General features: G+C 54.7%; 23 protein-coding genes. 17 read left to right on the forward strand and 6 right to left on the reverse strand.

What is annotated here, in order from left to right; genetic code table 11:
- Position 1: 1 nt before the first annotated feature.
- The gene (locus RUM_RS02770) at positions 2-256 is read left to right on the forward strand and encodes a heavy-metal-associated domain-containing protein (protein ID WP_015557700.1); all 255 of its coding nucleotides are present in this window, start codon (positions 2-4) and stop codon (positions 254-256) included.
- Between the two features lie 85 nt (positions 257-341).
- Here RUM_RS02770 and RUM_RS02775 read toward each other — a convergent pair whose 3' ends face one another.
- From RUM_RS02775 to RUM_RS02790, 4 genes are all read right to left on the reverse strand, one after another.
- Positions 342-1,241, reverse strand: coding sequence for an ABC transporter permease (locus tag RUM_RS02775; protein WP_015557701.1), 900 nt, complete (start codon positions 1,239-1,241; stop codon positions 342-344).
- Positions 1,238-2,152: an ABC transporter ATP-binding protein gene (locus RUM_RS02780; protein WP_041326224.1), complete on the reverse strand. Its 915-nt coding sequence runs from the start codon at positions 2,150-2,152 to the stop codon at positions 1,238-1,240. Before RUM_RS02780 ends, RUM_RS02775 begins: the two co-directional genes overlap by 4 nt.
- Positions 2,153-2,282: 130 nt before the next feature.
- Positions 2,283-3,542 carry a diaminopimelate decarboxylase gene (locus RUM_RS02785; RefSeq protein ID WP_015557703.1) on the reverse strand — a complete coding sequence of 420 codons (1,260 nt, stop codon included), beginning with the start codon at positions 3,540-3,542 and terminating at the stop codon, positions 2,283-2,285.
- Positions 3,539-4,246 (reverse strand): TrmB family transcriptional regulator, encoded by a 708-nt coding sequence (locus tag RUM_RS02790; RefSeq protein ID WP_197533018.1) that lies wholly within the window; start codon positions 4,244-4,246, stop codon positions 3,539-3,541. The genes RUM_RS02785 and RUM_RS02790 overlap by 4 nt, the downstream gene beginning before the upstream one ends.
- A gap of 326 nt (positions 4,247-4,572) precedes the next feature.
- Between RUM_RS02790 and RUM_RS02795 the strand changes: the two genes are divergently transcribed.
- From RUM_RS02795 to RUM_RS11920, 11 genes are all read left to right on the forward strand, one after another.
- Positions 4,573-7,050: a sensor domain-containing protein gene (locus RUM_RS02795; protein ID WP_049775494.1), complete on the forward strand. Its 2,478-nt coding sequence runs from the start codon at positions 4,573-4,575 to the stop codon at positions 7,048-7,050.
- 119 nt (positions 7,051-7,169) lie between these two features.
- Positions 7,170-7,736, forward strand: coding sequence for an energy-coupled thiamine transporter ThiT (locus RUM_RS02800; protein WP_015557705.1), 567 nt, complete (start codon positions 7,170-7,172; stop codon positions 7,734-7,736).
- A 182-nt stretch (positions 7,737-7,918) separates the two neighbouring features.
- Positions 7,919-8,755: a substrate-binding domain-containing protein gene (locus RUM_RS02805; protein WP_015557706.1), complete on the forward strand. Its 837-nt coding sequence runs from the start codon at positions 7,919-7,921 to the stop codon at positions 8,753-8,755.
- 306 nt (positions 8,756-9,061) lie between these two features.
- Positions 9,062-9,862, forward strand: a complete 801-nt coding sequence (locus tag RUM_RS02810; RefSeq protein ID WP_147645546.1) for an ABC transporter permease — start codon at positions 9,062-9,064, stop codon at positions 9,860-9,862.
- A 15-nt stretch (positions 9,863-9,877) separates the two neighbouring features.
- Positions 9,878-10,690, forward strand: coding sequence for an ABC transporter permease (locus tag RUM_RS02815; RefSeq protein ID WP_015557707.1), 813 nt, complete (start codon positions 9,878-9,880; stop codon positions 10,688-10,690).
- 12 nt (positions 10,691-10,702) lie between these two features.
- Positions 10,703-11,680 carry an ABC transporter ATP-binding protein gene (locus RUM_RS02820; protein WP_015557708.1) on the forward strand — a complete coding sequence of 326 codons (978 nt, stop codon included), beginning with the start codon at positions 10,703-10,705 and terminating at the stop codon, positions 11,678-11,680.
- 216 nt (positions 11,681-11,896) lie between these two features.
- Positions 11,897-12,109: a FeoA family protein gene (locus RUM_RS02825; RefSeq protein WP_015557709.1), complete on the forward strand. Its 213-nt coding sequence runs from the start codon at positions 11,897-11,899 to the stop codon at positions 12,107-12,109.
- A gap of 13 nt (positions 12,110-12,122) precedes the next feature.
- Positions 12,123-12,344 carry a FeoA family protein gene (locus tag RUM_RS02830; RefSeq protein ID WP_015557710.1) on the forward strand — a complete coding sequence of 74 codons (222 nt, stop codon included), beginning with the start codon at positions 12,123-12,125 and terminating at the stop codon, positions 12,342-12,344.
- Between the two features lie 70 nt (positions 12,345-12,414).
- A complete protein-coding gene (gene feoB, locus RUM_RS02835) occupies positions 12,415-14,901 on the forward strand; it encodes a ferrous iron transporter B (protein ID WP_015557711.1) in 2,487 nt (828 codons plus the stop codon).
- A gap of 33 nt (positions 14,902-14,934) precedes the next feature.
- A complete protein-coding gene (locus RUM_RS02840; protein ID WP_015557712.1) occupies positions 14,935-15,114 on the forward strand; it encodes a FeoB-associated Cys-rich membrane protein in 180 nt (59 codons plus the stop codon).
- Positions 15,115-15,396: 282 nt separating this feature from the next.
- Entirely contained in the window at positions 15,397-17,127 is a 1,731-nt protein-coding gene (locus RUM_RS11920; protein ID WP_015557713.1) for a GDSL-type esterase/lipase family protein, read from the forward strand.
- 402 nt (positions 17,128-17,529) lie between these two features.
- Here RUM_RS11920 and RUM_RS02850 read toward each other — a convergent pair whose 3' ends face one another.
- Complete coding sequence (locus tag RUM_RS02850; protein WP_015557714.1) at positions 17,530-18,627, reverse strand: alpha/beta hydrolase-fold protein; 1,098 nt, start codon at positions 18,625-18,627, stop codon at positions 17,530-17,532.
- A gap of 242 nt (positions 18,628-18,869) precedes the next feature.
- Here RUM_RS02850 and RUM_RS02855 point away from each other — a divergent pair, with 242 nt between their 5' ends.
- Positions 18,870-21,143 carry a glycoside hydrolase family 44 protein gene (locus tag RUM_RS02855; protein WP_015557715.1) on the forward strand — a complete coding sequence of 758 codons (2,274 nt, stop codon included), beginning with the start codon at positions 18,870-18,872 and terminating at the stop codon, positions 21,141-21,143.
- Positions 21,144-21,199: 56 nt separating this feature from the next.
- Here RUM_RS02855 and RUM_RS02860 read toward each other — a convergent pair whose 3' ends face one another.
- On the reverse strand, positions 21,200-22,300 hold the full coding sequence (locus RUM_RS02860; protein WP_015557716.1) for an acyltransferase family protein: 1,101 nt from the start codon (positions 22,298-22,300) through the stop codon (positions 21,200-21,202).
- A 329-nt stretch (positions 22,301-22,629) separates the two neighbouring features.
- On the opposite strand from RUM_RS02860, the gene RUM_RS13160 reads away from it, so the two are divergent.
- The 4 genes from RUM_RS13160 (at position 22,630) to RUM_RS02875 (ending at position 24,897) form a co-directional block, all read left to right on the forward strand.
- Positions 22,630-22,758: a hypothetical protein gene (locus RUM_RS13160; protein WP_015557718.1), complete on the forward strand. Its 129-nt coding sequence runs from the start codon at positions 22,630-22,632 to the stop codon at positions 22,756-22,758.
- Between the two features lie 83 nt (positions 22,759-22,841).
- Complete coding sequence (locus RUM_RS02865) at positions 22,842-23,942, forward strand: slipin family protein (RefSeq protein WP_015557719.1); 1,101 nt, start codon at positions 22,842-22,844, stop codon at positions 23,940-23,942.
- 207 nt (positions 23,943-24,149) lie between these two features.
- Complete coding sequence (locus RUM_RS02870; protein ID WP_015557720.1) at positions 24,150-24,377, forward strand: helix-turn-helix transcriptional regulator; 228 nt, start codon at positions 24,150-24,152, stop codon at positions 24,375-24,377.
- Positions 24,364-24,897 carry a hypothetical protein gene (locus tag RUM_RS02875; protein WP_015557721.1) on the forward strand — a complete coding sequence of 178 codons (534 nt, stop codon included), beginning with the start codon at positions 24,364-24,366 and terminating at the stop codon, positions 24,895-24,897. Before RUM_RS02870 ends, RUM_RS02875 begins: the two co-directional genes overlap by 14 nt.
- Positions 24,898-24,963: the final 66 nt, after the last annotated feature.

Below are 24,963 nucleotides of genomic sequence, written 5' to 3' on the forward strand. Positions count from 1 at the left end.
CATGATTCGGACAATATTACAGATCGATGGGATGATGTGCGGTCACTGCGAGGCGCATGTGAACGACACCATCCGCCAGGCATTCCCGGTGAAGAAGGTGGAATCCTCTCACACCAAAAAGGAAACCGTCATTCTCAGTGAGGAGCCGCTGGATGAGGAAAAGCTCCGGGCAGTGATCGCCCAGACCGGGTATACCCTGGGGGAGATCCGCACGGAGCCTTATGAGAAAAAGGGCCTGTTTTCCTTCTTAAAGTAATCAGCTCTAAGCCAACACCGCCCCGGGGAATCCTCCGGGGCGGCTTTTTATGACAGCACCACAGAATTTCTGCAAGGGTGCTGTCTTATTTTTTCGCCTTGCGATGCAGCAGATTCAGCAGCACATAGCCCCCGATCAGCAGGACAATGGCGCCGCACAGGATCCCATACATGGCAGGCAGGGACACCTTGGTGCCGAAGAAGTACAGATTACAGTCGATGGAGTCCTTGATGCTTTCAATGATTTCCGCCGGGAACTGCTGCGCCTCCATTTCCGCATACACCCCACGGAGCGCATGATTCCGCAGCAGGCTTGTGCCGTAGGTGCCGGGCAGGAAGCTGATGACCTTTTGCAGACCTGCTCCGAACTGGGAGATGGGCATATAGGCACCGCAGATAAAGCCATATCCGGCGCTGATGATGGTGCCAACGGCGGAAATCTGACCCTGGGAGGACAGGAAGAAGTTGATGATGCTGGAGAGCGCTGTGCCGAACAGCACCAGCAGAACCACATCCGACAGCAGCAGGAACACGTCCCCGGCGGACATGTACCACCCCACCTTTGCCAGGTAGAGCATGCCTGCACCCAGTGCCAGGATGCAGATGATCAGAGTGCTGATGATGGTGGCAAAGTAATAGCTCAGCGCCAGGGTGGAGCGGCGCACCGGAGTCATGGTCAGATCCCGCCGGGCACCGGTCACTTTGTCCTGTACCATGAGGGCGTTGCAGCAGACGGATACGGTGACGCAACTGACCGCCAGCAGGGAGGAAAGCAGTTCTCCTCCGGCAGTGGCATCAATGAGCTTCTGGGGGATGTCCATACCCTTGGGCAGGGAGGAGGCAAAGCTGTCCCGGTAGACCTTTGCCAGGAATGTGGCGTACAGCACCAGCAGGATCATGGGGGTAATCAGGGACGTAAAGAACATGGCTTTGTCCTTGAAAAACAGCTTGCAGTTGCGGCGGATCAGATTGCCCAGTCCTGTCATTTGTCCATCCCTCCCGTCAGTTTCTTGCCGGTCACCGCAAGGAATACGTCGTCCATTTTCCCCTTGGTGATCTCATAGTCCGTAAACAGTGCCGGATGGGCTGTAATGAGCCTGGTGGCTGCTGCCGTATTGGGCACCGATACCCGGATGGCATCCCGTAGCTGCTCATAGGGCAGCCCCAGTGTCTGCTTCTGGGCATCATCCAGTCCGTACAGGGTGATGAAATCCCCGGTGTATTGATTTTTCAGCTCCAGGGGCGTGCCCTGGGCGGCAATGGCACCGTTGTCCAGAATGATGACATAGTCCGCATCCGCAGCCTCCTCCATATAGTGGGTGGTCAGAAACACGGTCATGTGCGCCTCCCGACGCAGCTTCTGCACCACATCCCACAGCAGCTTCCGGGTCTGGGGATCCAGTCCGGTGGTGGGCTCGTCCAGAATCAGAATCCGGGGCTGATGCAGCAGGGCACGGGCAATGTCAATGCGCCGCCGCTGTCCCCCGGACAGCTTGCCCACTGTGCGTCCCAGCAGATCCCCGAAGTCCAGCAGCTTTGCAAGCTCCTCCAGCCGCTTCCGGAATGCCTGCCCTTTAATGCCGTACAGGGCTGCCCGGCTTTGCAGATTATCCCGGACGGTGAGGGCTTTGTCCAGTACGGAATCCTGGAATACCACCCCCAGCATCCGGCTGATGTCCCCCATGTCAGCGTCTGTATCCTTGCCACAGACAATGACGGTGCCGCTGTCCTTGCGAAGCTGTCCGCAGAGAATGGAAATGGTGGTGGATTTTCCGGCACCGTTGACCCCCAGAAAGGCGAATAGCGCTCCGGCGTCCACATGGAAGGACAGATCCCGCACCGCATGCACCTCTCCGAAGGACTTGTTCAGCCCCTTGATTTCAATGATATGTTCCATGTTGGGTCCTTTCTGTTTATTATACATCGCTTGTTGCATATCCTATGATGCTATTATACGACATTTTTCTGCCCTTGTCAATAGGAAACCGCCTCCGATGGGAAATCGGAGGCGGTCAGAATCCGGACGCTTATTTTTGGGGGAATAAACCGGTGAAATCGAAGGTCGCAAAGTAGTCAGCCGGTGTTTCCGCCCGGCGGATCAGCTTGAAGCTGCCGTCCTCGCACAGCAGGATCTCCGCAGAGCGCAGCTTGCCGTTGTAGTTGTAGCCCATGGAGAAGCCGTGTGCCCCGGCGTCGTGGATGGCAAGATAATCCCCCATGTCGATCTTGGGCAGCATCCGGTCAACGGCAAACTTGTCGTTGTTCTCGCACAGACCGCCGGTTACGTCATACTTGTGGTCGCAGGGTGCATTCTCCTTGCCCAGCACGGTAATGTGGTGGTATGCCCCGTAGATGGCAGGCCGCATCAGATTTGCAGCGCAGGCATCCACGCCGATGTATTCCTTGTAAATGTGCTTTTCGTGTACTGCCTTGGTGATCAGATTGCCGTAGGGGCCAAGCATGAATCTGCCCAGTTCGGTAAAGATGGCTACATCCCCCAGCCCTGCGGGTACCATGATCTCCTCGAATGCCTGGCGGACGCCCTCGCCGATGGCGAGAATGTCGTTGGGTTCCTGTTCCGGCCGATAGGGGATGCCCACGCCGCCGGACAGGTTTACAAAGCGGATGTCTGCACCGGTCTCCTTCTTGAGCATGACAGCAGTTTCAAACAGCACCCGTGCCAGCTTGGGGTAGTAGGCGTTGGTGACGGTGTTGCTTGCCAGGAAGGCATGCAGACCGAAGTGCTTGACCCCCTTCTGCATCAGGATCTTGAACCCATCGATCAGCTGCTGGGTGGTAAAGCCGTACTTTGCCTCCCCCGGATTGTCCATGACATGGGTTTCGATCTCAAAATGTCCGCCGGGATTGTACCGGCAGAAGATGGTCTCCGGCAGACCTGCAACCTGTTCCAGAAAGTCAATGTGGGTGATATCATCCAGGTTGATGTATGCGCCCAGCTTCTTTGCCAGCTTGAAATCCTCCGCCGGGGTCACATTGGAGGAGAACATGATATCGCTGCCGGAAAAGCCGCATGCCTCGCTCATCATCAGCTCCGTCAGAGAGGAGCAGTCCACGCCGCAGCCCTCCTCCTGCAGAATTTTCAGAATAAAGGGATTGGGGGTCGCCTTGACTGCAAAGTATTCCCGGTAGCCCTTGTTCCAGGCAAACGCCTGCTTCAGCTTCCGTGCGTTCTCCCGGATGCCCTTTTCATCGTACAGATAGAAGGGGGTGGGGTACTGGGCGGCGATGCGCTCCACGATCTCCTTGGTTGCAAACGTTGTTTTCATAGTACAGATCCTTTCTCGTTTTGATACAGCTCGATCAGCTGAATTTCATTCCGCATGGCTTCTTTGAACAGGTCGATCAGGTTCTTTTTCCGGGAGTACAGACAGGTGCCGTCCGTGGTCAGATCTCCGGTCAGCACTGCGTTGGAGTCCACGATCAGCCGGATCTGACCCGGGTGGCAGTCCGCCGTATAAAACCGGATCCCCGGCTGGGAGAAGGGGACGTCCGTAATCACTGTGACCTGCATGCCCCGTTCTGCGGCTGCCGTCAGGCTTGGGATCAGCGGTTCGAGACAGACCCGCTCCGCCGACAGATACAGCCGCTCCGCCCCATGCTCGATCATAAAGACCGCCTTGTCGATCATGTTTTCCTGCCCGCCGATGGTCAGATAGCCTTCCGTCTGTGCTGCCCGGGGCAGTAGCTGCTGGGCAAGCTTGTCCTTCAGCTCCTCCAGCATCCGGATCCGGTTGCCACAGAATTCCTCCGGCTTGACCGCCACATACCGGGTCGCTGTGTCCTCCAGCAGGTAAGCGGCGCCCTTTTCCACCAGACTTGCCAGGGAGGTGTAGCAATTGGAACGGGAGATGCCCAGTTGTTTGGCAACCTCATAGCCGGTCATGGCTCCGTCCGTGGTCAGCGCCATATAGATCAGCGCCTCCTGCCGGGTCAGGGCAAACTGCATCAGCATTTCCGCCGCATCCATCATTCACTCCGCCTTTCAAGTAGTATCTTTCAGGAACACTATAGCACGATGCGGGCGATTTGTCAAGTCCTTCTGCAAAAAAAGATGAAGTCATGTGGAAACGTGCTGCTGATTCGGTTGCGTTTTTGGCAGTTTTATTTCTTTTCCACCTATATCGGTCCGATTTTAGATGTTTTGCACGAGATTCCGGTTTTTAGGTTGACCTATTTATGAAAACAAGCTATAATGTATGTATAGTGGGGAGAATGCGAACCAGCCCCATATTCTCGTACCCCAGACAGATACAACGGGTGCATGAAAACCTACTTCACCGATGGGGGGGGAACACTTTGAGAAAAAGTGACATTGTTGCCAGAGTCAATTATGGTACGCTGCTGGTAGACGTGCTGGAGCATAATCGGATCATTTTTGCAGACGCCGGGTTTTACGCCATTACCGGCTACACCCTGCAGGATGTGGAAAAGCAGCAGCTTTGCTTTCAGGATCTGTTCGTCAAGGAGGATTTCCCGATCTACGCCAAGGAGCTGAGCGCCATTCTGGCAGTGCAGGATACGGCGTATCTGGAGCACCGGCTCCAGCGCAAGGACGGCAGCGTGACCTATGTATTCTGCTTCGGCAAACAAAGGCAGGATGAGAACGGCAAGCTCGTCGGAGAGATTACGCTGACGGATATTTCCCACATCAAGCGGCTCCAGGCCAAGTTCAATGAAACAGAAATGGAACTGGAGGCGCTGATCCAGAACCTGCCGGGCAGCGTCAGTATCGTGGAGATCAAGGAAACTGCCATGCATCTGCTCCACGCTACGGAGGATTACTTCCACCAGTTCGGCTACACCCGGGAGGAATATATGGAGACCTCCAACGGGGGCATTCTGGGCAAGCTGTTCTATCCACAGGATCTTCCCATTCTGAACCAGCATATCGCCGCCATTGCCCGGGGGGAAAAGACTATTTTCATGCAGGTGCGTGTGATCCGGAAGGATCAGTCCCTGATGTGGGTGGATGTGCGCGGGCAGTTTTTGCGGATACAGAACGGCAACCCATTGTTTTATCTTGCCACCTTTGATATTACCAAGGCGAAGCAGCGGGATGAGGAGCTGCGGCTTCAGACAGAGCGGTACCAGTTGATTGCCGAGCATACGGACGAGCTGTTTTACGATTATGATGTCAAGCACGATATCATGAATTTGCCGCAGAATTTCCTGCCGGTGCGGCAGGGAAAGATCCCGGCAGCCATCCCCGGCTATCTGGAGCGGAGCATTCCCAAAAAGGTGGTGCATCCGGAGGATTATCCCCGGTTTCTCCGGGAACTGATGTCCTGTCTGACGGAGGAGAAAAAGACCTCCATCGAGGTGCGCATGCGCATGCCCGGTGCGGAGGATTACGAATGGTACCGGCTGGTCTGCGTGTGCTCCGCCAACGAGCAGGGGGAGATCGTCCGGCTGTTCGGCAGGCAGACCAGCGTGGATAACCTGCGGCGGCTGAAGAAAACTGTCAGCGAGGATAAGCGCATCATCGAACGGTTGTCCACCACGGATCCGGTTACCGGCCTGCTGAATCGGGTTGCCTTCAAGGAGCGCAGCGCTCTGTATCTGGAGGAGGCGGACACCAATGCCTGCTACGCCTTTGTATATTCGGATTTCAACGATTTTTCCTATGTAAATGATAATTTCGGCTACGATTCCGGCAATACCATGCTGTATGAGTTCGGCTCCATCATCAGTTCCTCTCCGGCAACGGTATTTGGCAGCCGGATCAACTCGGACTACTTTCTGTGCCTGATGAAAACCGATACCCGGGATGAGCTGGAGCGGCTGGTGCGGGAGCGGGATGCCCTGTTTGTCCAGCGGCAGCGCAAAAAGTATCCTGCCAGTGAGATCCAGGTGGCAACCGGTATCAGCTTTATTGACCCCCGGCATTTTGAAGTGACGGAGGAAATGGACAATGCCAATCTGGCACGGAGGAAGGCAAAGACCGGGAAAGATGATCTTTGCTGCATTTACTATGAAGCACTGCGGACAGCCCGGGCAAAGGAAAAGACCATTGCCGCAGAGCTGCACGGTGCCATTGCGTCCCACACAGTGGAGCTGTTCCTGCAGCCCAAGTTTATGATGGACGATCTGCGGATCATTGGGGCGGAGGCACTGGTGCGCTGGCGGAATCCGGACGGCACCTACCGGATGCCCTCGGAATTTATCGATATTCTGGAAAAGGTGGGCTATATCGTAGAGCTGGATTTCTTCATGTATGAGGAAGTGCTGCGGAGCCTGCGCCATTGGCAGGACAACGGGATGCCCCTTGTGCCCATTTCCGTGAATTTTTCCCGGCTTCACAACAACTACCCCAACTTTGTGGATCGGGTCATTGGCCTTGCCAAAAAGTATCAGATCGACAGCCGCTATATTGAAGTAGAGGTAACGGAAAGTGCTTTTGCATCCGATGCGCAACAGATGGAGCGGAATATGTGTCGCCTGCAGGAGGCTGGCTTCTCCATTGACATTGACGATTTTGGCAAGGGCTACTCCTCCTTGAGTCTGCTGATGGGCTCTCCCATTGATGTGGTGAAGGTGGATAAGGCGTTCGTGGACAGCATCGAGGTTTCCGAAAAGCACCGGGAGTACATCAAGCGTATGTGCATGCTGATCCAGGCAACGGAAAAGGAAATCATTTTCGAGGGCGTAGAAAACCGGAAACAGGCGGATTTCCTGTGTGCCTGCGGCTTTAAGAAGGCACAGGGCTGGCTGCTGGACAAGGCGGTGCCGGTTTCCGTGTTTGAACAAAAATATGTGGGCAATTCCTTGAGATGATTGACAGAACGCAGGGACTGTGTTATACTGGAACAGAAATTTCCGGAGCGTACAGATATGCGCTGAGGTGAGAGCCTTGGCGCATTTTTCTGCTGTTCCAAAGAAAAGAGGATATTGCAATGAAGGAAACGAAAACAAAAAAGCTGGTGCTCAGTGCTGTACTGTTGGCGCTGGCAACCGTATTGAGTCTGTTTAAGGTGTATCAGCTGCCGCTGGGCGGTTCCATTACGCTGCTGAGTATGCTGCCGGTATGCCTGCTGTCCATCCGCTATGGGGTCAAATGGGGACTGACCTGCTCCTTTTTCTACGGAGTGATTCAGATCGCCCTCAGCTTCGGTGAATTGATGAGCTGGGGCATGACCGCCGGCACCTGGGTGGGCTGTCTGCTGTTTGATTATCTGCTGGCGTATGGCTCCCTGGGCGTAGCCGGACTGTTCCGCAAGCATGGGGCCGGCGGGATCACTGCCGGCATCGGGCTTGCCATGGTGCTGCGGTTTATCAGCCACTTTATTTCCGGTACCATCTTTTTCGCAGTCTTTTGCCCGGATGGCTGGAATGTGGTGCTGTACTCCATCTGCTACAACGGCTCCTATATGCTGCCGGAAATGGCGTTCACCATGCTGGGGGCATTCGCCCTGTTCCGTGCGCCCCAGACCCGCAGCTTTGTGATCGGTGCCCAGTCCTGATCCATATATGGAATATGCCCCGGAGGCGGCTCGTCCGCTTCCGGGGTTTTAACAAAACTAAAGATTTCAGTGCAAAAGCTTTACATGGATTTAAACCGGAACAGATTGTGCATTTTACAGGCTCCATGCTAGAATAAGGTCACAGCAAAAAACACAAATAAACATGAAGAAGGAGTATGCATATGAAAAAGTTTCTTGCATTGTTAAGCTGTGCCGTATTGATGGCAGCTACCGCAGTGGGCTGCGGCAGTCAGAACGAAAAAATCACAGTGGTGTCCCGTGAGGACGGCTCCGGTACCCGTTCCGCATTCAGCGAGCTGATGGGCGTAGTCAAGGATGACAAGGACAACACCACGGATACCGCAGAGGTCACAAACAGCACCTCCGTTATGCTGACCACCGTGGCAGGCAACAAGGCTGCCATTGGCTATGTGTCCCTGGGTTCGCTCAATGACACTGTAAAGGCGGTCAAGGTGGACGGAGTAGAAGCCACCGCAGAAAATGTGAAGGCGGGCAAATACGCAGTATCCCGTCCCTTCAACATCGTGACCGGCAAGGATCTGACCCCTCTGGCACAGGATTTCATCAGCTACATCCTCAGCACGGACGGGCAGGCAGTGGTAGATGAAAAGGGCTACATCAGCATCACCCAGGGCGAGACGTACAAGGCATCCGGTCAGACCGGTACCCTGACCATTGCCGGATCCACCTCTGTGGCACCGCTGATGGAAGTGTTGGCGGATAAGTACATGGCGCTGAATTCCGGCGTGAAGATCGAGATCCAGCAGAGCGGCTCCAGCGCCGGCATCACCTCCGCCGTTGAGGGAGTATGCCAGATCGGCATGGCGTCCCGGGAACTGAAGGACAGTGAGACCGCCAAGGGTGTTACTGCTACGAAGATCGCCATGGATGGCATTGCCGTCATCGTCAACAAGGACAACAGCTGCTCGGAGCTGACCTCCGACCAGATCCGGAAGATCTACACCGGAGAAACCACCCAGTGGTCGGATCTGAAGTAAGCTTGGTTCGTTTCCCCTCCTCACAGACCGCAGTTTTGCGGTCTGTTTTTATTTTGCAGAAAAACTTCTGAAAAATGGGTTGACAGTGAGAAAGATATATGATATAATTGACTCATCATTTTGTGAAAGGAGGTTCTGACTATGTTTGTACATCTGCGCCGCAGCAATACCATGATGCATTGTATACGGAAACCATCGGAGCCTGCCTTTTACGGAGGGGTTCCTGCGTTCTGACGCAGGATACCCTAAGGCGCCGCCGGATGGATTCCGGCGGCGCCTTTTTGCGCTTTTTCACAGTTGAAAGGAGTGAGTCGTATCAAAACATATTTGTACATTGCCCGTCTGCGGATGCAGACCATGCTGGCATACCGGTTTGAGGTCTGGTCTTATCTGGTATTACAGATTCTGATGATGATCGCCATCGGTTATTTCTGGAGGGCAGTCTATGCCGGCGTGGACATCAGCCACGATGTATCCGTACAGGGTATGACTACCTACACGGTGATCTCTGCGCTGGTGTCCTCCCTGTCCTACATGGGGGTGGAGGATCGGATCACAGAGGCGGTGAAATCCGGCAGTATTGCAACGGATATGATCAAACCCATCAATTTGTTTTCCCTGTATCTGGCGGAGGATATGGGCAGCCTGGTCATCAGTCTGTTCCGCTCTGCCCTGCCCATCCTTGCGGTGGGAGCCCTGCTGTTCGGACTGCCGGTTCCCGCATCCGGGGGGCATTTCGGGCTGTTCCTGCTGAGCTTTGTGCTGGGCTATGGCATCAACTGGGCGTTTTCCGCCACCTTTGCTATGCTGGCATTCTCTGCCATCAGCCTGGGCCCTGCATTTTCCGTAAAATATCACTTTGTAAATCTGCTGTCCGGCGCCATCATTCCCATCTGGTTCTTCCCCCATTGGTTACAGGTGACTCTGCAATGGCTTCCCTTTGTACATATCTTCCAGACACCTCTGAGCATCTACATCGGAAAGTATGACATGGGTACCTGCCTGGAAATGGTGGGTATCCAGACACTGTGGCTGCTGGCACTGGGAGTTTTGTTCTATTACGCCCAGCGCCGTGCTACGCGCCGGGTGCTGGTACAGGGCGGCTGAGAAAGGAGTGCATGCATGAAAACCTTAAAACATTACTGGTCGGTGGCAGCCATGTCCATCCGGCTTTCCATCCAGTCCTGCTTTGAGTATCCCCTGGCATTTGTGGGCTGGCTCATCTCCAACCCCATGCAGTTTCTGGTGGGCTTTGCGACCATCAAATTTGTGGTCATGGAGTTCGACGCCCTGGCGGACTGGAACTTCAAAGAGCTGGCGTTTTTGTACGGCATGTCCGTGCTGAGTCATGGCCTGTCCGTGATTTTCTTCACCAAGACCTGGTACATGGGCTGGACGATCCTCCGGGGAGAAATGGATATGCTCCGGCTGCGGCCCATGAACACCCTGTTCCAGTTCCTGTTCGGGGAAATGAACTTTGTGGGGCTGACAGACCTGGTGCCTGGCGTGATCCTCTTTGTGTACGGATGCATTTCCGTGCAGTTTCAGTGGACGCTGCACAATACGGCGGCAATGCTCTGCGCCGTGGTGGGAGGCACCCTGCTGCGAGGCGCATTTTACCTGGGATTTGGCTCTCTGACCTTCTGGACAAAAAGCCCCTTCCATGTATCCAGCTTTTTTCAGGAGCTGTTCAACCGCACCAATATGTACCCCCTGTCCATGTATCCCCGGGCGGTACAGTTCATATTCACCTTTATTCTGCCCATGGGATGGATCTGTTTTTATCCGGCGTCCGCATTCATGGGCAAAGCATCCATGCTGACCCTGCCCCATGGCATGGCGTTTGTGACCCTGGCGCTGGGTATCGCCCTGTTCGCTGTGGCATGCGCCGTATTCCGGGCAGGATTCAAGCAATATGAAAGCGCCGGATCGTAAGGAGGTTTGCATATGGCAGTGATCGAAGTGGAGCACCTGGTCAAGCAGTTCCAGTCCGTGAAAAAGGAAAAGGGACTGAAGGGCTCGGTGAAAGCATTGTTTAAACCGGAGCGTCGTACCATAACAGCGGTAAAGGATATCAGCTTTTCCATTGAGCCGGGAGAGATCGTCGGGTATATCGGCCCCAACGGAGCCGGCAAAAGCACCACCGTGAAAATGATGTCCGGGATTCTGACTCCTACCTCGGGGGAGGTGCGCATCAACGGCATTTCTCCGGTGAAGGACCGGAAGCGGGTGGTGCAGCAGTTGGGAGTGGTATTCGGGCAACGTACCCAATTGTACTGGGATCTGCGACTGGGAGAGAGCTTTGAGCTGCTGCGCCGGGTCTATGACGTGGATGACCGGACGTTCCGGGAAAACATGGACATGATGAACGAGATTCTGGACATCGACAGCATCATTGACACCCCGGTGCGGCAGTTGTCCCTGGGACAGCGGATGCGGGGAGACCTGGCAGCAGCCATGCTCCATTCCCCCAGGGTGCTGTTCCTGGATGAGCCTACCATCGGGCTGGACGTGGATGCAAAGCATGCCATCCGGAAGTTTATCCGGCAGATCAACCAGACCCGGGGCACCACCGTCATTCTCACCACCCATGACCTGGGGGATATCCAGGAGCTGTGCAAGCGGCTGATTATCATCAATCACGGGGTCATCATCGAGGACGGCTCCCTGGATGAACTGGTGGAACGGATTGCCCCTTACCGGGAACTCATCATTGACTTTTACACGGAGCAGCATGTGGAGCATCCCAGAGCGCAGATTGTCCGGCAGGAGGGTGCACGCACCGTGTACCGGTTTCTGAAGCGGGAGATTACGGCGGCAAAGCTGATTGATGAGATCGGACAGCAGGCAGCCATCAAGGATATCAGCCTGGAGGAGGCGGACATTGACGATATCATCCGGGTGGCGTATCACGGAGAAGCATAGAACAGGATACCGTTCGGGGCATACCCGGGCGGTATTTGTTTTTGTGCAGGTTGCACATTGTGGTTGCTTTATGCTAACTGCAAGATGCATAAACATCCAATTTTTCTGAAAAACCACGCCGGAAGGGGAAAATCCCCTTGACAATCCAGGGGGAATGCGCTATGATGATACTAAGGAAGTTAGCAAAAGCTAACATAAACGAAAGAGGGAGTGAGCATGATGCCTCTGACATTTGCGGCTGTCGGCGAGGAAAACATGATCAAAAAAGTCGGCGGCAAAGCAGAAACAAGGAAGTTCCTGGAGAATCTGGGGTTCGTGGCAGGCGCAGCCGTGACTGTTATCAGCCAGATCGGCGGGAATGTGATCGTGAACGTAAAGGAATCCAGAGTGGCTGTTTCCAAGGAAATGGCAAGCAAGATCATGGTTTAAGGAGGCAGAGAAGATGGCAACACTAAAGGAAGCACGCATCGGTCAGACCGTTCGGGTCAAGAAGCTCAACGGGGAGGGTGCAGTCAAGCGCCGGATCATGGATATGGGCATTACCAAGGGTACGGAGGTTTATATCCGGAAGGTAGCACCCCTGGGGGATCCGATCGAGATTACAGTTCGGGGTTATGAGCTGTCCCTGAGAAAAGCGGACGCTGAAATGATCGAAACGGAATAATGTTTTGCACACTGGTTAGCGGGAACTAATTAGTTGAAGCTAACTAAAATGAGGAGAAAGGATTGCTGATATGGGAATCAAAATAGCGCTTGCGGGAAATCCGAACGCAGGCAAAACCACCCTGTTTAATGCGCTGACCGGATCCAACCAGTTTGTGGGTAACTGGCCCGGCGTAACGGTTGAAAAGAAAGAGGGTAAGCTGAAGGGCCACAGCGATGTGACCATCACAGACCTGCCGGGTATTTACTCCCTGTCCCCCTACACCCTGGAGGAAGTGGTTGCCCGGAATTATCTGATCCAGGAGCGGCCGGATGCGATTCTGAACATCATCGACGGCACCAACCTGGAGCGGAACCTGTATCTGACCACCCAGCTGGTAGAGCTGGGCATCCCGGTGGTGGCAGCCATCAATATGATGGACGTAGTCCGGAAGAACGGGGACAAGATCAATACAGAGGAGCTTGCCAAGGAGCTGGGCTGCCAGGTAGTGGAGATCTCCGCACTGAAGGGTACCGGCATCAAGGAAGCGGCTGAGGCTGCCATCCAGGCAGCAAAGCAGGGTACTCCCATGATCCCCCAGCACCAGTTCGGCGGCTGTGTGGAGCATGCCATTGCGCATATTGAAGAAGCGGTGCTGCATAATATCCCAGAGGAACAGCAGCGCTGGTACGCCATCAAGATCTTCGAGCGTGACGAAAAGGTTCTGGAGGCACTGTCCATTTCCAAGAGTGATATAGAGCATATCGAACAGGATATTGCCGCAGCGGAAAAGGAAATGGACGATGACGCAGAGAGCATGATTACCAATGAGCGGTATGTGTACATTGCCAACGTCATCAAGCACTGCTACAAGAAAAAAAACAAGGGCGGCATGACCACCTCCGATAAGATTGACCGGGTGGTTACCAACCGGTGGCTGGGTCTGCCCATCTTTGCTGTGGTTATGTTCCTGGTTTACTACATTTCCATGGTCACTGTGGGCAGTGCCGCAACAGACTGGGCAAACGATGGTCTGTTCGGTGACGGCTGGCATCTGCTGGGCATCGGCTCCGGTGCCTATGAGGAAGCTGCCGAGGAATACGGCGACACCAATGCCATCATTGACGGCTATGTGGCTTACCTGGGTGAACAGGGCGCAGACACTGCTGCACTGGAGGGCTACATAGATCCGGAGGCTGACACCTTTGACGGGGAAGCAGCCAAGCATGCAATTCTGGAATTTGAGAAGCAGTACAGTGCAGATTTCTCCTACGACGTTGAGGATGAGGAAACCCTGGAGGTTACCACGAAAACCGCTACCATGGGGGATCTGACTACTGCTGCAGATGCCTTTGCAGGCGGCGAGCCGGATCCGGCTGAGTATGGCGTGTGGGTACCGGGTATTCCGGTTCTCATCGAACAGGGACTGGATGCACTCAATTGTGCGGACTGGCTGAAGGGACTGATCCTGGATGGTCTGGTTGCCGGTGTGGGCGCAGTACTGGGCTTTGTACCCCAGATGCTGGTTCTGTTCATTCTGCTGGCAATCCTGGAGGCTTGCGGCTATATGGCTCGTATCGCCTTCGTCATGGATCGTATTTTCCGGAAGTTCGGATTGTCCGGTAAGTCCTTCATCCCGATTCTGATCGGTACCGGCTGCGGCATTCCCGGCATCATGGCATCCAGAACCATTGAGAATGAACGTGACCGTCGTATGACCATCATGACCACCACCTTCATCCCCTGCGGCGCAAAGCAGCCCTTCATCGCCATGATGGCAGGCGCAATCTTCGGCGGTTCTGCATGGATCGCCACCGGCGCATACTTCCTTGGCATGGCAGCCATCGTTATTTCCGGTATCATCCTGAAGAAAACCAAGATGTTCGCCGGGGATCCTGCTCCCTTCGTTATGGAGTTGCCTCCCTACCATATGCCCACCGTGGGCAATGTGCTCCGCTCCATGTGGGAGCGTGGCTGGTCCTTTATCAAGAAGGCAGGCACCATCATCACCCTGTCCACCATCTTCGTTTGGTTCACTTCCTTCTTCGGTTGGGTGGACGGTTCCTTTGGCATGCTGACCGAGGATCAGATGTCCTGCAGTATCCTGGCATACATCGGCAAGGGCATCTGCTGGCTGTTCGCTCCTCTTGGCTGGGGCAACTGGCAGGCAACGGTTGCAGCCGTTACCGGTCTGGTGGCAAAGGAAAACATCGTTGCAACCATGGGTATTCTGTACGGCGGTGACAACGGGGTTTACGCAAACCTGGCTGCTGCATTCACCGGCGTTGCAGGCATGTCCTTCCTGATCTTCAACCTGCTGTGTGCGCCTTGCTTCGCAGCAATGGGTGCTATCAAGCGTGAGATGAACAACGCTAAGTGGTTCTGGTTCGCCGTCGGCTACGAGTGCGGCTTTGCGTATGCCGTATCTCTGGTGGTATATCAGCTTGGTGCGCTGTTCAGCGGCAATGCAAACATTCTGGGCACCATCGCGGCATTCGCCCTGGTAGCCTTCATGATCTACATGCTGGTTCGACCCTACAAGGAAAGCAATACTCTGCGTACAAAGGTTCGGGTATAATTTACAGGCAAATATCCAAAGGAAGTGGCTTTTATGGAATGGTTCAGTGCAAACATCGGAACGATCCTGGTTTTGCTGATCGTGTGTGCTTTGGTGGCATTGGTGGTGCGGAAAATGATCCGTGACCGACGCAAAGGCAAATCCTCCTGCGGCTGCAACTGTGGTTGCTGCCCCAACAGCGGCATGTGCCACTCGAAGCCCCCGAAAAAATAGCATCTACCATTTGGTGAGGACGCTGCCGAACGGCAGCGTCCTCCTTTTTGTCTCCGGGGCGGATGCATAGACAACAGGGCATAGGGGCTGTACCAGAATTGGTATAGCCTTTTGGCTATTGCTGGTTGACAGTTACACACGCATTTGCTATACTATAATTAAGGCAATACCGCACAAAGCCCGCCTGTCGGCTTTGCGTAGCATCTACCACACAATCTTTGTGCGGTGTTGCCTTAAGATAACATGGTATAGACGCTGCTAAAAAACAGGGAGGATGAAAACATGAACAACCGCAAACAGAAATGGACTGCGCTTGGAGTGGCAGGCGCATTGCTGCTGCCTTTGGCAGGCATCACCGGATTTGCATCGGATGCAGCCGATGTGCGAACTCTGCAAAAGGCATTGATTCAGAAGGATGCCCTTGCCCAGGGACAGGATCTGAACGAAGACGGGGCAGTCAATGGCTTTGACCTGGTGCGGCTGCGCCGACAGGTGCTGGAGGCATCCCAGTCCGGCGAGATCCGGGAAACGGACGTTGCCATTACGGAGCAGACCGCCAAGCTGGTGGGCAGGACCCTGCGGAAGGGGGACACCACCTGGCTGGTGCAGAGCGGTGCCGCTGCGGAATTTACCGTGACCGGTACATCGGCGGAGCTGACGCTGGCAGGGGACGGCTGCGCAGCAGGAGATGAGAAATACCGTCCCCGGTATGCGGTATATGTGGATGGAGAACTGCTTTGCGATAGCCTGATGAGTGAAACGGAAACAAAGCTCCAGCTGTTTTCCGGTGATACGGTTCGCCACGCAACGGTGAAGGTGATCCACCTGTCGGAGGCGAACAACGGTGCCATCGGTGTAAGGAATCTCCATGTCGCCGCTCCGGATTCTTTGGCATACCCCTGCGCTCCTACGGCGAAAAAACCCCTGTCCATCGAGTTTATCGGGGATTCCATCACCTGTGCTTACGGGGTGGAGGGCAAGGATCAGTATGAAGCCTTCCGGACGGATACGGAGAATTTCATGAAATCCTATGCGTATCTCACTGCCCAGCTGCTGGACGCAGACTACAGCGCCGTATCCTACAGCGGATACGGGGTGGTTTCCGGCTACACCACCGGGGAGCGGAATACGGAGTCCCTGGTGCCGGATTGCTATGACCTGGTGGGCAAGCTGCCGGATTATGCAGAAGCATGGGATTTCGACAGCCATACCAACGATGTGGTGGTCATCAACCTGGGTACCAATGATTCCTCCTATCTGAGCCAGGATTTTGATGGGCGCAAGGATGAATTTACCGCAGCCTACACTGCATTTCTCAAGCAGGTGCGGGAGAAGAACCCGGCAGCAGTCATCATCTGCACCATGGGCACCATGGGGGGCGAGGATTTGTATCCTCTGATCCAGCAGGCTATCACGGATTACACGGCGGAAACCGGGGACAGCCAGGTGCGCAGCTACCAGTCCGCTACCCAGAAGCCTGCCAACGGGCTTGGCTCCGACTGGCACCCCTCCGCCCTGACCCATGAGCTGAGCGCCTATGTGCTGGCGGATCAGATCTGCACCGCCATCGGCAGGGAGTGGAGCAAGATCGGGCTGGATGCTGCATCGGACGGTATCTACGATGTGAAGATCAACACAGAAGCCGGCGCCAATGCCGCCCATTATGTGGGCTACGACAAGTCCTTCTGGATCAATATGGTGGGCGGCGGCACGAAGCCGGAGGATATTCAGGCATATGTGGGGGGACTGACCCTGACGCCGGGCACCTATGAGCTGGCGTTTGACTATACCTCCACTGTGGATGTGACCGTAACCTATGGGGTGCAGCAGCTGGATGATCCGGAGCAAAGCTGCGTTTCCGGCAGCATCGATGCCACCGGCACCAAGCAGCATGCAGCCAAGACCTTCACCATTACCGAGCCTGTGGAGGATGCGGCAATTGTATTTAATCTGGGAGGGACGGATTATTATAACATCACCCTGTCGGATATTACGCTCTTTAAAAAGGCATAAGCAATATACTACAAGGATTGCATGCTGAAACGAATGGCACAGCTGATGCAGAAGCGGCAAAGCCCTTTCCACTGCGGAGATTAACGGATGCAATACCGAAACAAAAAGGCAGCAAGAATGTGCACGAATCATAGCATAATTGTGCATTGACTATTCAAGAAAATATGATACAATAAGCTTGTGAGACATGCAGGCAGCGTTTGGTTCACGTTGCATGGTGGATTTTTTGGGGAATAACCCTTGTTATTCCTCTGTGATGGATTCATCCTCCCTATTACCGCATGTTTCCACCCCTGTTTCAGGCGTACCGTAGCTGCATCTGCGGTGCGCTTTTCTTTTGTCTGAAAAGCTGCTCCTCGCCACCTGAACAAAAAAGCGCATGCGTTCTGCGTGCGCTTTCGTTTATATAGCGTAATATTCTTTCAGAAATTCCAGCAGAACGCCGGACACATCGCTGCCGTAATGCCCCTCTATGGGTTCAAACGAGCCGGGAGCGGACAGTTCCACGAGCCGCTGGGTCAACTGCTGTATAGGGTCGGGATCGGAATCCGCATTCTGACTGGAAGCAAGATCCTCCGGCATTCGGGTACTGTACCGGAGCATTACGAATTTGTCCATATGGGATTGAGCGCAGCCGAAGTCGCTTTTCCAGGCATCCGGTGCCGGATCATGCTTTAGCTGGGAATAGACCTGGAAGGTAGGGTCTGCGATCAGATAGCCCCCGAAGGGCTGGTTTTCGTACTGATCCGCCTGGAACAGGGCGTAGTGACTGAACAATGCGCCGGTGCCGTAACCGCATAGGGTGGAGCGTTCGTAGCACAGGGGGAATTCCTGTCCCAGCCGGGGCATCAGATTGTCGGTAATGAAATGCAGCAGGGCTTCCCGTTTCTCCAGGATGGTCTGCATTTTGGCACGTTCCGTCTGCCATTCCACCGGATACCTGGAAAATCCCAGACTCACCAGGATCACCGGCTCATAGTTTGTTCCATCCATCAGCTCCCGGAGGGACAGGGCACTGGTCAATTGCCACAGGTCATCCATATGGTAGTAGACCCCGTTTGAGCCGTCGTCCCGGAGGATCGTCGGTGCATGCTCCTGCAAGGGCGCCTGGGGCACCAGTCCCGTTCGCCAGATGCCGTCCGTATCCAGCATCACCGGGTATTTTTTTCTGGGATCATATCCGGGCGGCAGGATGATTCTGGCTGTAAACTCCATTCCCAGTTCTTCATCGTAAATCCTAAGCAGCCGCAGGGAGCGCTCCAGCAGGAACTGGGCGGCATGATCCCATTCCTCGGCGATAAAGACGGTGAGGGCGGTGCGTTCCCGTTCCGCCTTGGTCATGCGGTTTACCAGAGTGATGGATGAATCCTCCGGTGGAGGATTGACCTGGGAGTGTATGGATTCTGCCTGTCCGGATGCCTGGGAAGCACCCGAAGACAGACTGCATCCGGTGCAGCCCAGCAGCAATACGCTTGCTGCTATAAGAGCCATGGATTTCATGGGCATATCCTCCCTGTTGCACGTTTCCTTAAATACAATCTGATTATATCAGACAATTCCTGTCTTGTCAATCCCTATAAAATCTGTACAGCATGTGTGCGCCGGGAAAAGAGGGCAAACGCCTTGCAAATGGACGGGTATTGTGCTATAATACCAATATAATATACAGCAGCATGCGAGAATTAGATGGATTGTACAGGGGCAACCTGTACGCACATGCTGACTTTAAGGGGGAATTTATCATGAACAGGTACAAATCCTTTGGGGCAGCCCTGCTGTTTACCATTGCTGCCCTGTCTGCGGCTCTGCCGGGTGCCGGCGGCGCAGACACCAGCTATCAGATGCAGGTGGCAATTGACCTTGGCGGCGAAGGCAAGGCGATCAGCCCCTATATCTACGGCATCAACCAAAGCGGAAACCAGGAAAACTACAACAAATTCACGGTCAACGCCATCCGGCAGGGCGGCAACCGGTTTACCGGCTACAACTGGGAGACCAACGCATCCAATGCCGGGGCGGACTGGCAGCACTGTTCGGACAATTATTTGTCCGATTCCAGTGATCCGGCGGACTGTGTGCAGACCCTGTCCAGGGAGGCGGCGGCCAACGGCATTGGCTATAAGCTGGCGACTTTGCAGCTGGCAGGCTATGTGGCAGCGGACAAGAACGGTTCCGTATCCGAAGCGGAGACTGCTCCCTCCGACCGGTGGAATCAGGTTGTGCTGACCAAGGGCAGTGCCTTTGCGGATACGCCGGATCTGACGGACGGAAACGTATATATGGATGAGTATGTGCATTACATCATCGAAAAGCTGGGAAATTCTCAAAGCGCTTCCGGCATCCAGGGCTACAGCCTGGACAATGAGCCTGCTTTGTGGCATACCAGTCACAGCCGGCTGCATCCGAATCCGGTGACCATTGCGGAGCTGCACGAAAAATCCGTGGAAATGGCAAAGGCGGTGAAGGCACTGGATCCCGATGCGGAGATCTTCGGTCCTGCCCTGTATGGCTACACCGCCTACGATCACCTGGCGGATGGCGACAGCTCCACCGAATGGGAAACCATCCAGGCAGAGAAAGGCTATCACTGGTATCTGGACTGCTACCTGGATCAGATGAAGCAGGCATCCGATGCAGCCGGTACCCGTCTGCTGGATGTGCTGGATATTCACTACTATTCCGAATCCGCAAGAGTCGGGGCGGAGGATCGTGTCCAGTCCGTCCGGACTCTGTACGAGGCTGGCTTTGCGGAAAATAGCTGGATCGGCAAGTGGTGCCAGGCGAATGTACCCATTCTGCCTACGGTGCAGAAGTCCATTGACACCTACTACCCGGGTACCAAGCTTGCCATTTCCGAGTACAACTACGGGGGCGAGGATGTGAGCGCCACCATCGCCCAGGCAGAAGCCCTGGGCTGCTATGCGGATGCTAACGTATACTTTGCGTCTCTCTGGGGCGGCAATGAATACATGTTCTCCGGCATCAATCTTTACACCAATTATGACGGCAAGGGCGGCAAATTCGGAGATACGCTGATGCCCACAAAGACGGCGGATGTTTCTCTTGCAAGCGCCTATGCGGCTGTCAACGGTACGGATCAGAGCGTTGTGACCGCCATGCTCACCAATAAGGACATGTCCAGACAGGAGACTGCCTCCATTGCCCTGAATCATTCCGACAAGCAGTATGAAGCGGCGGCTGTGTATGCAGTATCCGGAGACAGCGCCGACATCCGGCTGCTGGATATTGTAACGGATGTGTCGGATAATACGGTTCAGGTAACACTGCCTGCATACTCCGCAGCCATGATCGTGATCACGGATGACGCCTCCGACTTTGACGGTCTGGAGATCTATGACCCCAGCAAGGTGACCGAACGGGTGGAGTGTTTTGAGGATCCGGAGAGCATGCTGAACGCAAACGGCTATGTGGAGATCCCCATTACGGATCCGGAGCATCTCAAGGAGATCCGTCTGACTGCGGATGTGACCTCCAGTGCAGGCTCCTCCTGGGCGTATGCAGGCTGTGCAGTGTGCATCAACGCAAAGGATGCCGCAGGCAACAAGTTCTGGACCTCCAAGGGTTATCAGTTGAGTCTGGGTACCGGCAGCAAGGCAAAGGTGGAATTTGACGGTACACTGGAGAATGCCGACAAGGAAACGGTGGAGGCGGTGATTGCCGACGGTAAGGTAGAACTGCAAAAGTGGTGGGATTCCTCCGCTGCAAAGGAAGAAGAGAAGGAGGATATCATTACCGTCAAGTACACCAGGGTGGAGGTGGTATACAGTGTCAGCGACACGCCTTCCATCCTGCGGGGAGACGTGAACAGCGATGGAGAAGTCACCATTGCGGATGTAGTACGGCTTTGCCGCTATGTGGCAGAGGATACGGAGCTGACCCCCGCCATGACAGAGGAACAGCTACCCTGTGCGGATGTGAACGGGGACAGCATTGTGGATTCCAGTGACATTACCCTGATTGCCCGGTATCTGGCGCATCTGGTGGATGCTCTTTGAGCGTTTTCTGAGAAACAAAACAGCACCATGTATTCGTACATGGTGCTGTTTTTGCGTTATACGGGTTTGGATGCTTTCTGGGAGAAGCATCGGTGGATGAGCCATTCCAGGGTGGCACACAGCAGGCAGAACCCAGCAGTGAGCATTGCCATCAGCAGATAGCGCTGCAAATAGGGGCGATCCAGCCACAGGTCAAATCTCGTGATTAACTGCCGGGCAGCGTAGTGATTGAAGTAAATCAGCATGGACAGCCGGTTGATGTGCCGGAGCCAGGGCATCTGGAACAGGGCGGAGATCCGGCTCTTGCCGCTGAACACCACTGCCACCAGCAGGGGGATGGGGAGCAGGGCGCCGTACATGAGATGCGCACTGAAGCTGGGGAAGATCCACACCAGGAGCAGATAGACGCTGAACAGCACCTCGATGAGAGTCAGCTTGGTGCTGTACTGCTGGTCAGAGAGATGCTCCCGGATCCACTGTGCCAATGCCCAGGTGGCAGCCCCGGCGCAAATGCCGCAGAGGGCACGAAGCACGCCGCCGCTGAAGGGACCGATACAGTCGTTCTGATCGAAGTAGCCATTGTCCATCTGGGTGAAAAAGCCGTACAGCATCAGCGCCGCCGTGGGGCTGAATACATGCAGGAAAAAGTCCGGCTTTTTGCAGAGGAAGTAGTACAGAGGCAGCATCACCAGCAGCATGGCGGAGATGTACCAGGTCACGCTGTTGACGCCGATCTGCCGCACCCCGGACATCTGTACCAGAAACAGCTCCGGTACGCTGCCCAGGATCAGCTTCCACAGCGTGGTCAGGGCGGATACATCCTGGTGGGCGTGCAGCTCAATGCAAAACCGGATTACAAAGTTGAAGGAAAAGGAAATGAAGTAGATCCCGGCGATGCTGCGGAATTTGTGTACCACAAAGCGGACGGCGGCTTTTCCCGGCTCCTGGGTCTGCTCCGTCCGGTGGCGCATGAAGCTGTTCGCCATCAGCATGCCGGAGACGATGAAGAAGAAATGCACCCCGAACCAGCCCCACTTGTCGGAGATCTGCCGGGCAAGACCGCCGGCAGGCGCCAGCAGTCTGGCGTGGTACAGGAAAATACACAGGGTAAAAAAGAATTTCAGCACATCCAGCTGATAGTTGCGTTTGGATTCCATATAACTCCTCAATTCCGATTAAAACTACATAGTAGTATAGCACCAATGGGGAAATACGTCAAGGAAATATTTTTAAAATGCGGTTCCGGAATGTTCGCAGCTTTTTTTCCGTGTTTTTCATTGCACCCTGTGGTATGATACATACATCGGAAGTCCAGAGCCGCTGCTTCCCCAAAAAGCAGGGCGGTGCACGGGGCAATGCCCACAGTGTATGCCGGAGCCGATGAGATGAATGTATAGAGCATGAACTCTAGCACACATTCCGTACCGTTCATACGGAACCAGCCGCATGCCGCCCACCGGCGGTGTGCACCACAAGAAAAAAGCGTATGATCCATGTACCCCTGCGCCTCTGGCGGGAGCAGACAGGTACCATGCCGGCTGCCCTGCCCGGCGGCGGATACCGTATGCGCCCACCCCGTGCCGCAGATCCTGCCGCCCGGGCAAAGCCATACTGAAGCTGTCGGCCGCACGCCGAACATGTCCGGATCATACCACGACCATCCGGCGGCACTGCCGCTGTTCCATAGGAGGAATACATATGAAAACCATGATCATTCAGGACAATCAGAGAGGCTTGCTCATCAAGCACGGCAGATTCATGCGGCTGCTGGAACCGGGAAAATATCGCCTGTTCGGGGATACCCGGGTGGAGGTGCTGGAGCTGAACCAGCCTCTGACCTCCGGCAGTTGCACCCTGGAGACCTTGTTGGCATGCCCGGAGATTGCCAAGCAGACTGCTTCCGTCCAGGTAGCAGACCAGCAGCTGGCGCTGCATTTTGTGGACGGGATCTTTGCGGAAGCCCTGTCCAAGGGGCAGCATGCCTTCTGGAGCATCCAGCACAGCCATACCTTCCAGTTGGTGAGCATTGCTACCCCGGAGGTGGCACCGGATGTGCCCCGGTATATCTTTTCCCGGCTGCCTTCCGTATATTATGTGAAGGTGGAGGTATCCCCCTACGACCGGGCACGGCTGTACTTTGACCGGAAGCTGGTGGGCGTGCTGGAGCCGGGCACCTATTACTACTGGCGGTGCAGCGTGCAGGTGCAGGCGGATTTCGTGGATACCCGGCTGACTTCCATGACCGTCACCGGCCAGGAGCTGCTGACCCAGGACAAGGTGAGTCTGCGGATCAGCTATGTGTATAGCTACCGGATCACAGACTATGTGCGGATCGCCCTGGAGATCAACGATTTCAAGGAACAACTGCATGTGGCAGCCCAGCTGGCGCTCCGGGATTATGTGGGCATGCACCCGCTGGACGAGATCCTGGAAAGCAAGGAGGAACTGTCCGACTATGTGACCGGGCGGCTCCGGGAAAAGGCGGAGAAGCTGTTTGTGGAGATCACCGACGGAGGCGTGAAGGACATCATCCTGCCCGGGGAGATCCGGGACATCATGAACACGGTGCTGGTGGCGCAGAAGCGTGCCCAGGCCAGCGTCATTACCCGCCGGGAGGAGGTTGCTTCCACCCGTTCCCTGCTGAATACAGCCAAGCTCATGGACGAGAACCGCACCCTGTATAAGCTCAAGGAGCTGGAGAGCATCGAGCGGATCTGCAGCAATGTGGGCAGTATCAGTCTCAGCGGCGGCTCGGATCTGCTGACCCAGCTGGCAGGACTGTTGCAGGGGGAGAAATAGAGGAAAGCGCCTTCGGAGCATCCGGAGGCGCTTTTTGCGGGCGAAGGAGTATAGGTCGCAAGTGTGCTGTTGCATATGAAAAATTTATCTTTCATTATGCAATATATACTTGACATTTTACAATGCATAGTGTATAATAAAAATGAAATAGGGGATCCGGTTCATATGCACTGGCATGTAGTCCAGGAAGGAGGAGGTATATTCCGGATGAAAAACAAACGCATGAAGATTGCCCGTATTGCCCACGACATGAATCAGGAGGAGCTTGCAAAGCGGGTGGGTGTAACCAGACAAACCATCGGCATGATCGAACAGGGGAATTACAATCCAACCCTGAAGCTTTGTATGGCAATTTGTGATGCGCTGGATTGTACTCTGGACACACTTTTCTGGATTCCCAAAGAGGAGAGGAGCCAAGAAGATGAAACAAGATGAAGCATTTCGGAAAAACCTTGCAAAAAAACTGCGGGGCGCTTATGAGACGGATGAGCGCATGGATGCAGTCAATACCCAGGGACTTGCAGCCTGCGGCATGATCGCAATTCTTTATGTAATGGTACGGATTATTTACGTGGGAGTTCACGGCGGACTTGCCTTGCCGGAGTTGGTGTTGCTGTTTCTGATGGGACTTGCCATCTGGAAGGTGAATCGCCAGCATAAAGTGCATAAACTGCCTACGGTGTTCGGGAAGGTGGTGGATCCGTCTCCGAAGGCAAGAGGGAAGCGCCTTGGCTTGTATACACTGAATGGGGCGGCTCTGGCTCTGACCTGGTCTTTGATGGACCTGTTCGGAGATATCACCGGGCAGGGTATGTGCGTGCGGCAGTTTGCAATTGATTTTATGATGATGCTGGTTATTTCCTTTCTGATGGATCTCGTAATCAATGAAAGAAAGATTCAAAAGTACAATGCCTATATCGCCCGGTTGGAGGCAGAGGAAAATGATTTGAGTTGAGGCGATACTTGCGCATAGCTTGCAGGACATTGCCGAGCATCGTTCCATCTTGACAAACCGTATGTG

This window comes from Ruminococcus champanellensis 18P13 = JCM 17042 (assembly GCF_000210095.1).
In the GTDB taxonomy this organism is placed as follows: Bacteria; Bacillota; Clostridia; order Oscillospirales; family Ruminococcaceae; genus Ruminococcus_F; species Ruminococcus_F champanellensis.

Excerpts from the sequence above, each read along its gene's own strand:
- RUM_RS02870 (WP_015557720.1), top strand. The coding sequence starts at position 24,150 with ATGAAAAACAAACGCATGAAGATTGCCCGTATTGCCCACGACATGAAT.
- RUM_RS13160 (WP_015557718.1), top strand. The coding sequence starts at position 22,630 with ATGATCCATGTACCCCTGCGCCTCTGGCGGGAGCAGACAGGTACCATG.
- RUM_RS02785 (WP_015557703.1), bottom strand. The coding sequence starts at position 3,542 with ATGAAAACAACGTTTGCAACCAAGGAGATCGTGGAGCGCATCGCCGCC.
- RUM_RS02825 (WP_015557709.1), top strand. The coding sequence starts at position 11,897 with ATGATGCCTCTGACATTTGCGGCTGTCGGCGAGGAAAACATGATCAAA.
- RUM_RS02865 (WP_015557719.1), top strand. The coding sequence starts at position 22,842 with ATGAAAACCATGATCATTCAGGACAATCAGAGAGGCTTGCTCATCAAG.
- RUM_RS02840 (WP_015557712.1), top strand. The coding sequence starts at position 14,935 with ATGGAATGGTTCAGTGCAAACATCGGAACGATCCTGGTTTTGCTGATC.
- RUM_RS02805 (WP_015557706.1), top strand. The coding sequence starts at position 7,919 with ATGAAAAAGTTTCTTGCATTGTTAAGCTGTGCCGTATTGATGGCAGCT.
- RUM_RS02875 (WP_015557721.1), top strand. The coding sequence starts at position 24,364 with ATGAAACAAGATGAAGCATTTCGGAAAAACCTTGCAAAAAAACTGCGG.
- RUM_RS02775 (WP_015557701.1), bottom strand. The coding sequence starts at position 1,241 with ATGACAGGACTGGGCAATCTGATCCGCCGCAACTGCAAGCTGTTTTTC.
- RUM_RS02820 (WP_015557708.1), top strand. The coding sequence starts at position 10,703 with ATGGCAGTGATCGAAGTGGAGCACCTGGTCAAGCAGTTCCAGTCCGTG.
- RUM_RS02800 (WP_015557705.1), top strand. The coding sequence starts at position 7,170 with ATGAAGGAAACGAAAACAAAAAAGCTGGTGCTCAGTGCTGTACTGTTG.
- RUM_RS02855 (WP_015557715.1), top strand. The coding sequence starts at position 18,870 with ATGAACAGGTACAAATCCTTTGGGGCAGCCCTGCTGTTTACCATTGCT.
- RUM_RS02790 (WP_197533018.1), bottom strand. The coding sequence starts at position 4,246 with ATGATGGATGCGGCGGAAATGCTGATGCAGTTTGCCCTGACCCGGCAG.
- RUM_RS02830 (WP_015557710.1), top strand. The coding sequence starts at position 12,123 with ATGGCAACACTAAAGGAAGCACGCATCGGTCAGACCGTTCGGGTCAAG.
- RUM_RS02770 (WP_015557700.1), top strand. The coding sequence starts at position 2 with ATGATTCGGACAATATTACAGATCGATGGGATGATGTGCGGTCACTGC.
- RUM_RS02850 (WP_015557714.1), bottom strand. The coding sequence starts at position 18,627 with ATGAAATCCATGGCTCTTATAGCAGCAAGCGTATTGCTGCTGGGCTGC.
- feoB (WP_015557711.1), top strand. The coding sequence starts at position 12,415 with ATGGGAATCAAAATAGCGCTTGCGGGAAATCCGAACGCAGGCAAAACC.
- RUM_RS02780 (WP_041326224.1), bottom strand. The coding sequence starts at position 2,152 with ATGGAACATATCATTGAAATCAAGGGGCTGAACAAGTCCTTCGGAGAG.
- RUM_RS11920 (WP_015557713.1), top strand. The coding sequence starts at position 15,397 with ATGAACAACCGCAAACAGAAATGGACTGCGCTTGGAGTGGCAGGCGCA.
- RUM_RS02860 (WP_015557716.1), bottom strand. The coding sequence starts at position 22,300 with ATGGAATCCAAACGCAACTATCAGCTGGATGTGCTGAAATTCTTTTTT.
- RUM_RS02815 (WP_015557707.1), top strand. The coding sequence starts at position 9,878 with ATGAAAACCTTAAAACATTACTGGTCGGTGGCAGCCATGTCCATCCGG.